Raw genomic sequence first — 13,093 nt, 5'->3', positions numbered from 1 at the left:
CATGGCGCGCATCACCGCCGGCATCGCCTCCAGCCACATCCCAGCGCTTGGGGTCGCCGCCGATCTCGGCAAGACCGAGGAGGCCTATTGGGCCCCGGCTTTCGCCGGCTATGAATGGACCAAGCGCTTCGAGCGCGAGCAGAAGCCGGACGTCGTCATCCTCGTCTACAATGATCACGCCTCCGCCTTCGACATGCGGATCATCCCCACCTTCGCGATCGGCTGCGCCGAACGCTTCCAGCCGGCCGACGAGGGCTGGGGCCCGCGCAAGGTGCCGGTGGTGGAGGGCCATCCCGACCTCGCCTGGCACATCGCGCAGAGCTGCATCCTCGACGAATTCGACATGACCATCATCAACGAGATGGACGTCGATCACGGCCTCACCGTGCCGCTGACGATGATGTTCGGCGATGTCGAGCAATGGCCGGCCAGGGTGATCCCTCTCGCCGTCAACGTCGTCACCTACCCGCCGCCGTCGGGCAATCGATGCTGGGCATTGGGCGAGGCGATCGCCCGCGCTGTCGAGAGCTTCCCGGAGGATCTCAATGTCCAGGTGTGGGGCACCGGCGGCATGAGTCACCAGCTCCAGGGCACGCGCGCCGGCCTGATCAACGCCGAATGGGACAATCGCTTCCTCGATCGCCTGGAGGGCGACACCCAGGAGCTGCGCCACATCCCGCATATCGAATATCTGCGCGAAACCGGCTCGGAGGGAATCGAGATGGTGATGTGGCTGATCATGCGCGGCGCCCTCGGCGCCCGCACGCGGACCCTCCATCGCCACTACCACGTTCCCGCCAGCAACACCGCCGTCGGCCACATCGTGCTGGAGCCGGTCGCGGCCGAGCCCGCCGGGCCGACGGCAACGACATCAGGAGCTTGAGACCATGCGTATCGCACTCGCCGGCGCCGGCGCCTTCGGAGAGAAGCATCTCGACGGCCTCCGCAATATCGCGGGCGTGCAGGTTACCTCCCTCGTTGGCCGCACGCTCGACGCGACGCAGAAGGTCGCCGACAAATATGGCATCGGCCACGTCACCGACGATCTCGCCGAGACGCTGAAGCGCGACGATGTCGACGCGGTGATCCTCTGCACGCCGACCCAGATGCACGCCGCTCAGGCGCTGCAATGCCTGGGCGCCGGCAAGCACGTCCAGGTCGAGATCCCGCTCGCAGACAGCCTCGCCGATGCCGAAGCGGTAGTCGCTAAACAGCGCGAGACCGGCCTCGTCGCGATGTGCGGTCACACAAGGCGCTTCAACCCCTCGCACCAATGGATCCACCACCGCGTCCGCGCCGGCGAGATCGCGCTCCAGCAGATGGACGTGCAGACCTATTTCTTCCGCCGCCGCAACATCAACGCCAAGGGCGAGCCGCGCAGCTGGACCGATCATCTACTCTGGCATCACGCGGCGCATACAGTCGACCTGTTCGCCTACCAGGCCGGCGCGCCGATCGTGCAGGCCAATGCGATCGAGGGCCCGCACCATCCCGAGCTCGGCATCGCGATGGACATGTCGATCCAGCTGAAGGCGGCCAACGGCGCGATCTGTACCTTGTCGCTAAGCTTCAACAATGACGGCCCGCTCGGCACCTTCTTCCGCTACATCTGCGACAACGGCACCTACATCGCCCGCTACGACGATCTCGTGAACGGCAAGGAAGAACCGATCGACGTTTCCAACGTTGACGTCTCGATGAACGGCATCGAACTCCAGGACCGCGAATTCATCGCCGCCATCCGCGAAGGCCGCGAGCCGAACAGCAGCGTCGCGCAGGTGCTGCCATGTTACGAGGTGCTGGACAAGCTGGAGAAGCAGCTCGTTGCGGCGAGGGATAGGTAGCGAAGAAGCGCCCGCCCGAACCTTTTTCGCCCCTCCCCTTGAGGGGAGGGGATCAAGGGGTGGGGTCGCAGCCGAGCGAGCTCGATGCTCGCGAGGCTGCCCCAAGCATCTGAACAAAGAGTCGCTGACACAGCGGCTGCATTCGACACCGGTCTCTACCGCAATCGGGCATGCCGCATCTCGACACGCTCAGCGGCACCGAAGCGGCATGCGCGATCCTGAAATCGCCCACTCCGCGCCGGCTCAGAAGAACAGATCCGCCGCCGCCACGCGGGCGAGGCCGAGATCGATGGTGAAATCCGCCACCTTGTCCCCGTCGACGTCGCCGGCAAGGACGTGGCCGGTCCAGGTGACGAAGCTCCGCAGCTCCCCGGCGACGCCGCCGAACAGGGCGCTGCCGATGAAGTCGAACGCCTGATCCCCGGCCGCGAGGATGTTGGCGTCGATCTCGTGCAAGTCGATCTTGTCGCTGCCCGATTTGAAGTCGAGGATCACGTCCTTGCCGCTTCCGTCGAAGAAGCTGAAGGTGTCGGCGCCCTTGCCGCCGATCAGCACGTCATTGCCGCCGAGCCCGTTCAGCACGTCGTCGCCGCCATTGCCCTTGAGCCAGTTGGCGACGTCGTTGCCAAGCAGATAGTCGCGCGCTTCGCCGCCCACCGCATTTTCGATGATCGTGTTGTACGCGATCGAGATGTTGCGCACGGCGGGCGCGGTGATCCCGGGGATGCCGGTGTCGGCCTCGACGATGCCGGGGTTGCGCGTGAGGGCGAAGCCAAGGAAGCCCTCGTAGCTTGCGGCGTCCCATAGCGCGGAGCCGGCTTCCGCACGGATGGCATTGGCCTCGTCGAGGGTCAGAGAACCGATCGAGGCCGAGCTGAACGCGCCCGCACGCAGATCGAGGAACACGCCCATATTGGCCGTGGAGAAATCGAACGTGTCGTTGCCGCCGGCATCATAGACGCTGAGATAGGGGAACGGATTTTCCCCCAGGTCGTAGACCGCGTTGCCGGCGTTGGAGTTGGCGAAATAGACGGTGTCGCCGCGGCGGGTGGTCGGATCGGCGCCGTAGATCGCCTGGATCGTCAGGATGTCGTGCAGCAAAGGTGTCTGCGGGAGCATCGTGGTCGGGATCGCGGCGTTCCAGACGACGCCGGCGCCCGTATTCTGCTCTGCGAAGTAGGACATGGTGGTGAACTGGCGGCTGTCCTGGGCATAAACGGCGCTGCTCCCATAATCATCGATGATATCGTCGCCGGAATCGTAGTCGCCTGGATGGCTCAGCCCGAAGGCGTGGCCGAGCTCATGGATGAGCGTGTAGCTGCCGAAGAAGCCCGTGCCGATCGCCTGGTTGCCCGATTCCGGAGAGGGGTTGATCCAGACGCTGCTTTGGGGAGTCTTGTTGTTGCCGTCGTCCGTCGGGAAATAGGCCCAGCCGACTTTGGGGCCGGTGGTGGTGTTGGCAAGCGAGATGTCGGGGCTTGCGCCGCGGCCATTGCCACGCTCTTCGACCACGCGCACCGCGATGAGATCATCCCACAGCTGCATCGCGTCGCGCGTGCCGGCCCGCTGGGCCTCGGTCAGCGGCGAAAAGCCGGCATATTCGCCTGGAACGCCGCCCGAAGAAGTGGTGGGCAGCGCATCGAGGAAGCCGAAGGTGATCGTCTTGCCTTGCAGCTTGGCGCCGCTGTCGATCTGGGCGATCACCTGCGCCTGGTTGAAGATCGGCTTGCCGGACCATGTGCCGCCGCTGTCCTCCAGCAGATAAGGCGTCGGCTCGGAAGCGGGCGTCGCTGCGCTATCTCGATCGGGGCGCAGGCGGTCGAAAAGAGCGGGCAGGGAGAAGAGGTTTGTCGGACGGGTCATGGTGCCTCCTGGATTTGGGGGGCGTTCCCACCCAGGAAGACGATGCTGCACTGCAAAACTGACACGGATGTGAAACATTCGCTTCGTCGAGGAGTCAAATCATCGGCGCATCATGTATCGGTCCATTCTAATCTGCTCAGCACTCTGTCGCAGCGCTCTTGAAGCCCGGTTCGCCGACTTCCCACCCGAGCTGACGCTATACTGAGCAGGTCGAGGGGCCCGTCCAAGCCGTCTTCTTATTGATGAACCCGGCGTGGTGCCGCTGATTGTTGCCGTACGAATGGACGCGACCATGTCCTGTGCCGCCATTCTGCTACTGGATTGAGCTGGTATCCTCGACGGCGCTGACGATGATGCGCAACGGGCGGCTCCCGGAATCGAGATCGAAGCGGATCCACCATTCGCCGCTCAGGATCTGGAGACAATAAGAGCCCGGAGACGGACCCTCGTTGCAATTCTGCACCCAGTCGACGGAGTCGTGCGCAAGGCCGCGTGAGGCCACAAGGCATTGGGACGGGTCGAGTGCCTCCCGACCCCAATCGCCAAGGCCGGCACAGTCGAGCGGCGCCGGGGCTGGACCGCCAGCGCGCGCGGCGTCGCCGAGCGCTTGGACCAGGCGTATGGCGAGGGCGAACTGAAAGCCATTGTCTGCTGGTGCGCCGCTCGGGCTGTTCGCTTTGACCGACGCGCAGGACGCGTGCCCTGCGCGGCGCCGTTCCATGGCTGGGCGATTTCGATCGAGGGCACGTTCTTCGTCCTCCACGAAATAGCGCGTTCTCGCCCGTATCTGCCGCAGCACCATGGCCGGGTTCGGCCGCACCGCTGCGTCGGTCGGAACGAAGATCATGTCGATCTCGTCGAGCGCGCAAATCCCGTCCACTTCCGAAGGGCGGGGGCGGATGGCGGCCGTGATCGTCTCAGGCTGGATCCGAAAGGGTCCTTCCTGCCAGGCGTCGCGCGGCCGGAGTGTCATCGCGACGCCGAGATCGCCGAAGAGGCGGCGAGCAAGGTCCGGATCGGGAAGCGTACGCAATTCCTTGAGCGTCAGCGTACCGGAATCCTCCACCCACCCCATTGTCACTGGGTCGGGGGCGGCGAGCGCCTGGGGAGACAGGTGGAGCGCCGACCCGGCGAGCGTAACGAAGACGACGGCCCGTATCACCGAAACATCCTGCTCGTTATCGCCAGGGCTGTCGAGCTACTCCGTTTTGCCGGTCTGCCTCCGGCCCGCCGGACCGGCGTTCCGAAGACTTCCCGGGAGCCAAAGCGCAAGAGCCCAAGCTCAGCAGCCTGGGCTCTTGCTGGTCAGAAGAACAGATCCGCCACCACCACTGTCGCAAGACCAAGATCGATGGTGAAGTCCGCCACCTTGTCGCCGTCGACGTCGCCCGCGAGGAGATGGGTCCCCCAGCTGGCGAAGCTCCGCAGCTCTCCGGCGACGCCGCCGAACAGGGCGCTGCCGATGAAGTCGAACGCCTGGTCGCCGGCGGCGAAGATGTTGGCGTCGATCTCGCGGAGGTCGATGCAGTCGGTGCCGGATGTGAAGTCGAGGATCACGTCCTTGCCGCTCCCATCGAAGAAGCAGAAGCTGTCCGCGCCCTTGCCGCCGACGAGCGTGTCGTTGCCGCCGAGGCCGTTCAGCACGTCGTCACCGCCATTGCCCTTCAGCCAGTTGGCGACGTCGTTGCCGATCAGGTAATCGCGGGATTCGCCGCCGACCGCATTCTCGATCACCGTGTTGTAGGCGATCGAGATGTTGCGGGTCATCGTCGCGGTGACCCCGCTGACCCCGGTGTCGGCCGCGACGATTGCCGCGCCCATCGACAGCATCGATCCCGTCCAGCCGGCGTAGAAGTCCGGATTCCACACGGTCTTGGGCTCGCCCTCGGGCTTCACCGCATTGTAAGCGGTCATCGCCGCGACCGCCTCGGCATAGGGGAGATACCCTTGCGAGGCCGAGCTGAACGCACCCGCCCGCAGATCGACGAACACGCCGCTGGCGGCGGTCGAGAAATCGAACGTGTCGTTGCCGCCGGCGTCGTAGACGCACAGATAGGGAAAGGGATTGTGTTCGAGATCGTAGACCGCGTTGCCGGCGGTCGAATTGGAGAAATAGACGGTGTTGCCGCGGCGTGTGGTCGGATCGGCGCCGTAAATCTCCTGGATCGCCAGGATGTCGTGCAGCAAGGGGGTCTGTGCGTAATTCTGGGTCAGCAGCGATGGATCGAGCGTCTGGGCGCCGGTATAGGCGTTCAGGAAATAGGACATGATCGAATATTGCATACTGTCCTGCGCGTAGACCGCGTCATTCCCGTAGGAGATCGGATCGGGGACGCCGTCGCCGTCGCTGTCGTCGCCATTATTGTAGTCGCCGGGATGGCTGAGGCCGAGCGAATGGCCGATCTCGTGGACCAGGGTGGTGGCGCCCCAGCCGCCGTAGCTCAGCCAGCCATTGCTCCATTGCTGGTCCGGATCGGCGACCCAGATGTTGCTCTGCGGGGTGCGCGGATTGCCGTCTTCAGTCGGCATATAGGCCCAGGCCTGTTCGGGACCGGTGGTGGTGTTGGCGAGCGCGATGTCGACATTGCCGCGAGTCTCGATGAAGTGCATCGGCACGAGATCGTCCCACAATTCCATCGCCGCGCGCGTGGCGGCCTTCTGCGCACCGTCGAACGCCGAGAAGCCCGCATATTCGCTCCCGGTCTGCCCGACGGCATCACGGGCCTCTAGGAAGCCGTAGCGGATCACCCGCCCCTCGATCTTCCAGTCCGTGGTGAGCTGGCCGATCACCTGCTGTTGATCGAAGATCGGCTTGCCGGCCCACGTCCCGCCGGCGGCACCGTCCTCCAGGAGGTAAGGGGTCGGCTCGGTCAGCGGCGTCGGGTCCGTACCGCGATCCCGGCGCAGGCGGCTGAACAGAGCGGGCAAGGAAAAGAAGTTCGTCGGACGGGTCATGGTGCCTCCTGGCCTTGGGGGTCGTTCCCACCCAGGAGACGATGCTGCATCGCAAAACCGACACGGATGTGAAACATTCGCGTCGTCGGAGAGCATTGGCGCTGCTCCAACGCATCGGGTACCAGTCGCTGTGCCGTAATGCGGTCAGTTCGAAATCATGCCGTCTCAGGCCTTCGCGGCTTCGATTGGAAATGCCGCCGCGCTGTTACGAAAGCGTCTGTATCCTTGTCGGCGGTGGGTTCGCCGCACCACGATGCGACGAGGCTTTGTTCATCAGCTTTCGCGGTAGAGCTGGTCCCGGTTGCGCAGGATGAAGGCATGCACGTAGCGCACCGATTCGCGCTTCGTGTCGTCGGAGTAGAACCATGTGTCGAACGCCTCCGCGGCATAGGTCGGCGGCGGTTCGAAATCGAACACGCGTTCGCCGCCGGATGCGAGTTCGCCCGACAGGACGGCCTGCTGGTAGAGCAGCTCCAACCGCCATTCGGGGTGCAAGGCCTCGATAGAAGCGAGGTCGCGCGCTGTCGTCGGCTGCCACCATGTCTTGCCGCGCTGTGCCAGGTGGCGGATCAGCCGCTTGCGGCTCTTCGCCCATTTTTCCGGTTCTTCGGACAGGGGAACCGGCTGCAGCCGGCGGGGCGCAGCGGCATCGCCGGCCTGCTCCGCCATCGCCCGCCCGAAGCGCTCCCGCAATTCGGGCCAGTGCAGCGCCTCTACTGCCGCGACTCCGAGCGCGAGATCGCGCGCATAATTGTCGCAATATTGGGTGAAACCGCCATTGCTGACCTGCCCGACGATATCGGACCACATCATCAAGGTCCGTTGCGCCGGCGTGAGCTGCAGATGGCCGGGATGGCCATAGAGGTTCCAGCCCTCGACGTTCATCACTGCGGACAGGTGGATCAGGCTCTCGCCGGTCATCCACCAGCCGTCATCGACATAAGCGGCGGCTTCGTCGAACGAGTCGCCGGTCATCACAGGGCGGGTGTCGGTCACATTCTCTCCACGGCTGGGGCGGCGCGCAACCTGCCCCGTCTTCTATCCTGCGGGAAGCCGGCACGGCGTTCAATGTGCCACCACGGGATCGCTCTGCATCACGTCGGGCCGGGAACCCCCAGCTCGTCGATCAGCATGCCCGACACGGCGAGACGCTGACAGGTTTGAGGGGCGGCCAGTGCGACCCTGCTGTTGCTGACTCGGCACTTGCCCGTTCCTTCCGGGACGGGGATGGAGGGACATCCTGCCCTCGCACCGGCCGCGCTGTTCCCTTTACGGCTTCACCCCGTAACGCTCGAAATCTTCCCGAATGTTGGGATCGGCCTTCGTCGCTGCGGCAACACCGGTGTCGAACTTCGCCCGATCGCCCTTGCGCGCCCACGCCACCGCGCGGCCGAACAGCGACGATGCCATGTCAGGGGCCTTTGCAAGCGCGCGATCATAATCCGCGATGGCCTCGTCGATGCGGCCGAGCCGGAGCAGAACCAGGCCGCGGCTGTCGAGGAAGCCAGGCACATCGGGCTTCTTGGCAAGCGCCGCATCGCAGTCGGCAAGCGCGGACTCGAGCGCGACGCCGGCGGTCGCCTTCGTCCAGCACATGTTGTTGAGAATCACCGGTTCGCTCGCCTTGCTGCGCGCGCGCTGGAAGTCCGCTTCGGCTTGCTGCGCGTTTCTGGATCGCGCGTGGACGATGCCCCGCCCCATCAGCAAGTCGACCTCCTCCGGAGATTTCGTCAGCGCAGCGGAATAGGTTTCGATCGCCCCGGGCAGGTCCCCGCTATCGGCCTGCAGTTCCGCCTTTGCCGCGATCGCTTCCGAGGAGTCCGGCTCGAGTTTGAGGGCCGCATCGATGTCGGCGCGCCGGCCGGCGAGATCGGTCTTGGGACGGCGAAGGGCCCGGTTGAGGTAGATATAGGCCTCCGGCTTGAGCGCGAGCGCCTTCTCGTAGGCGCGCATCGCCTCGGCATCCTTGTGGAAGGCGCTATAGATGCTTCCGGCCACGACGTGCGCGTAGCCCTCGCTAGGATTGGCGGCGGTCAAGGCCTCGGCCTCGGCGAGCGCAGCCTCCTGTTTGCCCTGGCGGCGCAGAATGTTTGCGCGCATCAGATAGAGGTCTATCCATGCCGGGTTCTGCTTGAGCGCCGCAGCGGCATCGCGCAGCGCTGCCTCGTCATCGTTCCCGGCGCGCGCCGCCATGGCGCGGTGGCCGAGCGCAAAGGCATTTGTCGGTTCGACTTCCAATGCCGACGTGAAGGCCGCAATCGCGTCACGCCATTCCCCTTTCTGCTCCGCCATCACGCCGCGCGCGCGGAAAACAACGGGGTTTCTAGGGTTGATCTTGGCGGCGGCGTCGAGATCGGTGGCGGCTGCCGCGAGATCCCGCTTGTGGACCCGGGCGAGCCCCCGGTTCGCAAGAGCCCACTCGTTGGAGGGGTCCAAAGCCTGCGCCTTGTCGAAATCTGCTATCGCCTTGTCGAAGTCGCCGGTGTCGAGGAAGAAATTACCCCTGCCGACATAGCCGTCCGGATCATCGGAATGTTTCTCGATCACCGATGTGAAATCCCGGAGCGCGCCCTCGGTGTCTCCGAGCCTCGCATAGGCGGCTGCCCGATGCTCGATCGCGAACCGATAATCGGGAGACTGCTCGAGGGCTCTCGTATAGGCCTCGACCGCGTCGCGGGGCCGCCGGTCGGCCTCGGCCAGCATGCCCCGCCCGATCGCGTTTTGAACATAATCGGGATCGGTCGCTTCCGCTCTGGCAAGGTCGCTTCTCGCGCCTGCAAGGTCACCGACCTGAATGCGCGTGATGCCGCGGTTCGCCCAGGCACGGACGTTGTTGGGATCGAGTTCTACGGCCTTGTCATAGTCCAGCAGTGCTTCCTTGAGCATGTTCCGATCGCTGAACACCGAAGCGCGATCGACATAGCCCGAAGATGTCGTCGGCACGTCGGCCTTGACCGCGGCGATGTCGGCACCGCTATGTTTGTAGCGCGCCGGCATGCGGATCGACGCGGTCCGTTCGCTCAGCATGCGCAACGCCGCTTGCTGTGCGGGGGCGTCCTTGGCAGAAAATTCGGGAACGACGCTTCGTTCGGTCTTCTCGATGGTGAACACGCCGTCGGCGATGGTCGCGTGACGCCGGTAGGCGATGCCGCCGGCGGTCTCGTCCACCTCCATGCCCGTCCCGAGCTTGAACTCGCCCGCTCCCGTAGGGAGCACGATCGTCTCCCGCGTGCGGTTGAAGATGGGGTAGGGCACGGCAAAGGGCGCGTCCTTGTTCGGCCCGGGATCGCGGCTGAAGTCCGCCTCGTAGCCGACGCCGGTTCCGTCCGTCTGGTAGTTGCCGTTGGCCCAGTCCAGCTTCGCCTCTCCCTCCATCGAGAGATGCAGTTCGCCCGTCTTCGCGTCGAAGCGGGCGCCGGACGCTTTCACTTCGATGAAGTCGTACCGGGCTTTCCAATATTCCTTCAGCCCGCGGTCGCGCGCGTCGCCGACGAAATTGGCCAAGAGGGCGTTGAACGCGATTGCGTCGTCGCCGCGCAGGATGGTCTCGATCTTTGTCGGCGCCGGAACGGAGATACCCTTGCTCGCGTCGATCCGAATCGAAACGTCCTGGGTCGGTGCGGAAAGCGGCTCAGGCAGCATTCGGATGAGCGCTGCGCCCTTGGCGATCAAAGGCAGGCCCCAGCCGAAATTGGGCGTGGTCAGCCTGTCCAGGCTGGTGTCTCCGGTTCTTGTCCCGTCCAGCCAATGGGTGCGCCCGGCCACGGTGGCGCGGACGAGCACGTGATTGAACAGCCCGACCATCGGCAAGCGCTCGTCCATCCCGTCGCCCTGGGTGGTGCTGACCGCGACCGGTTCCGCCTCGATGTCCATGGCATGGAGCAGCGCGAGAAGCAGAGCGGTCTTGCCCTTGCAGTCGCCGAAGCGGCGGGACCATGTCGTCTCCGCATCAGCGGGGACGTAGCCGCCCGCACCCATGGCGAGCGCGACATAGCGCACCCGGTCCTGAACGAGCGCGAGCGCCGCCTCGGTGCGGACTTCGGGATCGGCCGAGAGATTCCGAATGCGCTCCAGCTCTGCACGCAGCGGACCTTGCGCCGGAATCGTTGCGGTCCGGACGTAAAGAGGCGCCATCAGCGCCCCGAGATCGGCCCAGGAAGCAAAGTCGGTGACTTCCACCAGACGCCCGACTTGGTAGCGGGGCGGCGCGCCCTGGGGCGGAACGATCGGCGCGACGTTGTCGAGCGAGAGCTCGACGCTGGACGTGTCGCCGCGGACCACGGGTTTCATCGGCGGGAGGTGGGCGGTCTGCCGAAGGCGCGCCGGCAGGCTGTTCGGCCACTGGATGCGGAGGTGTGCGCGCGCGATAGGAAATCCGTTCCACGCCCCTGCGAACTGCTCGACGTGGCCCTTCATCGTCGGATCGCTCGATGAAACGGAGAGCGAAAATTCAAGGATATCGCCGACCTGCAGACCCTCGGGCTGGATATTGGCGGTGAGGACACCATCCAGTGTCGCGCTTTCGAGATTCTGCTCGCGCCTCAGCACCGTGAAGGTCTGGCCCGAATTGAGCACGTCGATTGTCTCGTGGCCACGCCGGATCAGGAGCTTGTGGACGGTCAGGACATCCGTCTCGGGCCGCCAGGGCAGCGAGATGTTGCCGGCCGCCAGCCCCTGCGGCGTCTGTATCTTCAGCGACGTTTCGGCATAGACCGTCTCGCGTCCCGGTTCCAACGCGATCTGCTGATCGGTCAGCAGGATCCGAATCGGTGCTTCGTCCGCTTTCGCGGACGTGGCGGGCGGCGCGACCGGTTTGACCCAGGCAGGCGCCGGGCCGATCACCGGCTTGTCCGCGGCATAGGCCGCACTCGTGAGCGCGCTCGTGGCGACGAGCGCAGCGAGAAGAATTTTCATGTACCCCCAACCCCTTGGTGAAGGCACTATAGCGGAGCCGGAGGAGAATTCTACTTGCGATCCCCCCGAGCCGGTATCGCCCGTTCTGTCCAGGATGCCGCTGGCCGGAGCCCGGGCCAATTCGGGAACACACGACGCACTAGGGCGCGTCGTTTCACCCGAGACTTTCCGCCGAGCTCCTTCGATCATCGCGGTAAGGGGGGCTGTGCCGAGTGAGCGGACGAGCCTGACAGCGTGAGATCGCGGAGCGCGCTCGGGAGGCCTCCGATCGTTCGGTCCGGCCGTGCCCGACGGCCGGCTCGGCGAGGCCGCCCTCCGTACATCCGACCCGGACCTGGATGGCTTCGCCTGCATTCGGACCCAACAGATACCCGTTGGTGCGCGCGCAGAGATAGGGCCGGTCCGGCCTGTTGTCGGCGTCCGTTTCGGCGATCGGCCAGAGACCGGCGCAATTCGCCGTTTTGCACCAGCACGTCACCAATGACAGTTGGCGGGCGGGCATACCGGTTTCGAGCTCGGCGCGATTGACGAGCACCCGCTCCGAACCTTCAGTCCGCGCCTGAACGGCCGCGAAGTCTCGCCGCAATGCGGCCATTCCGGCAAAATCGGTATGGACTTCCCTGATCTCGCGCTGGACCCAATCGGGCGCTGCTTCGCTTCCGAGGCCCTCCAGCGCGTGCTGCAAATCGGGACGATCGAGACGGCGGAACACAAGCTCGTCACCCGTCGCGATCGCAGCGACCATCTCTCGGGCGGCTGACAGATGTTCGGCTCTGCCGGCAAGACCGGGCGGCGCCTCCACCAGTTCGCGCCGCTCGAGGGGCACCTCCGCTTCGACCAGTCGGGCGATCGGGGCCCGCGACAGAACCTGCGCGACGACCGGCCGGATGTAGCTTTCGAGCGAGGTGTGGCAATAGCCGGAGACCATGAGGATCTCGTCGGGATGCTCCGCCTGGTTGGCAGCGACGGCAGCATGATGGTCGGCGCAGCTGCCGATCGTGCCGGTGATTTCGACCAGCGCCGGTTGGCGCTCGCCATTGTATCGCCCGCCCGGATACAGCACGATCGATCGTCGAACGGTCTCGTCGTCCCCGCTCTTCGGCTCCAGCGTGGCGAGGCGGTCGGCGAACAGGCGCCGGCCGATCACGATGCCGCGCAACCGCACGCAGCGCCCCGACCATGCATCATGGCGCGCACGTACGGCCTCGATCGTTACTTCGGCGGCCCTAGACCTGCTGCAAGTGTCCTCGCCACCGGCTGCCGATGCGGAGGCGGGCAGCAACAGCCAGCACATCAAGAAGCCAAGAGCGCGGGCAACGATTCTCATCGTCAGATCGTGATCGGTGGTCCCAGGAGTGTCAACGCGGCCGCAGGGTGGAGGACACCAGGGTCCTGACTGGGCCACGCATGTCGCGCGACCGGGCACGGCCAACGCAGAACGCCCGCCGCGGCTAAGCATCTTGCACTGCGGCAACGATATTCTGCTGATCAACGTGCGCAGGCGGCCGACTTCGCAA

At 65.2% G+C, this 13,093-nt stretch carries 8 protein-coding genes; 2 read left to right on the top strand and 6 right to left on the bottom strand.

What is annotated here, in order from left to right; genetic code table 11:
- Position 1 precedes the first annotated feature (1 nt).
- Complete coding sequence (locus tag ETR14_RS07925) at positions 2-883, top strand: class III extradiol dioxygenase subunit beta (protein ID WP_129384113.1); 882 nt, start codon at positions 2-4, stop codon at positions 881-883.
- Positions 884-887: 4 nt separating this feature from the next.
- Complete coding sequence (locus ETR14_RS07920) at positions 888-1,844, top strand: Gfo/Idh/MocA family oxidoreductase (protein WP_129384112.1); 957 nt, start codon at positions 888-890, stop codon at positions 1,842-1,844.
- 243 nt (positions 1,845-2,087) lie between these two features.
- Here ETR14_RS07920 and ETR14_RS29635 read toward each other — a convergent pair whose 3' ends face one another.
- The 6 genes from ETR14_RS29635 to ETR14_RS28275 form a co-directional block, all read right to left on the bottom strand.
- On the bottom strand, positions 2,088-3,707 hold the full coding sequence (locus ETR14_RS29635) for a M10 family metallopeptidase (RefSeq protein WP_305851963.1): 1,620 nt from the start codon (positions 3,705-3,707) through the stop codon (positions 2,088-2,090).
- 313 nt (positions 3,708-4,020) lie between these two features.
- Positions 4,021-4,869 (bottom strand): hypothetical protein, encoded by an 849-nt coding sequence (locus ETR14_RS07910; protein WP_129384110.1) that lies wholly within the window; start codon positions 4,867-4,869, stop codon positions 4,021-4,023.
- A 143-nt stretch (positions 4,870-5,012) separates the two neighbouring features.
- Entirely contained in the window at positions 5,013-6,662 is a 1,650-nt protein-coding gene (locus ETR14_RS07905; protein WP_165356368.1) for a M10 family metallopeptidase C-terminal domain-containing protein, read from the bottom strand.
- Positions 6,663-6,935: 273 nt separating this feature from the next.
- On the bottom strand, positions 6,936-7,658 hold the full coding sequence (locus ETR14_RS07900) for a hypothetical protein (protein WP_129384108.1): 723 nt from the start codon (positions 7,656-7,658) through the stop codon (positions 6,936-6,938).
- 273 nt (positions 7,659-7,931) lie between these two features.
- Complete coding sequence (locus ETR14_RS07895) at positions 7,932-11,765, bottom strand: tetratricopeptide repeat protein (RefSeq protein ID WP_165356367.1); 3,834 nt, start codon at positions 11,763-11,765, stop codon at positions 7,932-7,934.
- Positions 11,731-12,903 (bottom strand): hypothetical protein, encoded by a 1,173-nt coding sequence (locus ETR14_RS28275; RefSeq protein ID WP_165356366.1) that lies wholly within the window; start codon positions 12,901-12,903, stop codon positions 11,731-11,733. Before ETR14_RS28275 ends, ETR14_RS07895 begins: the two co-directional genes overlap by 35 nt.
- Positions 12,904-13,093 lie beyond the last annotated feature (190 nt).

The sequence above is a fragment of the Sphingosinicella sp. BN140058 genome (genome assembly GCF_004135585.1).
Classification (GTDB): Bacteria; Pseudomonadota; Alphaproteobacteria; order Sphingomonadales; family Sphingomonadaceae; genus Allosphingosinicella.
This window is presented reverse-complemented; position numbering and strand designations above follow the sequence as displayed.

Excerpts from the sequence above, each read along its gene's own strand:
- ETR14_RS07925 (WP_129384113.1), top strand. The coding sequence starts at position 2 with ATGGCGCGCATCACCGCCGGCATCGCCTCCAGCCACATCCCAGCGCTT.
- ETR14_RS07920 (WP_129384112.1), top strand. The coding sequence starts at position 888 with ATGCGTATCGCACTCGCCGGCGCCGGCGCCTTCGGAGAGAAGCATCTC.
- ETR14_RS29635 (WP_305851963.1), bottom strand. The coding sequence starts at position 3,707 with ATGACCCGTCCGACAAACCTCTTCTCCCTGCCCGCTCTTTTCGACCGC.
- ETR14_RS07905 (WP_165356368.1), bottom strand. The coding sequence starts at position 6,662 with ATGACCCGTCCGACGAACTTCTTTTCCTTGCCCGCTCTGTTCAGCCGC.
- ETR14_RS07895 (WP_165356367.1), bottom strand. The coding sequence starts at position 11,765 with ATGATCGAAGGAGCTCGGCGGAAAGTCTCGGGTGAAACGACGCGCCCT.
- ETR14_RS28275 (WP_165356366.1), bottom strand. The coding sequence starts at position 12,903 with ATGAGAATCGTTGCCCGCGCTCTTGGCTTCTTGATGTGCTGGCTGTTG.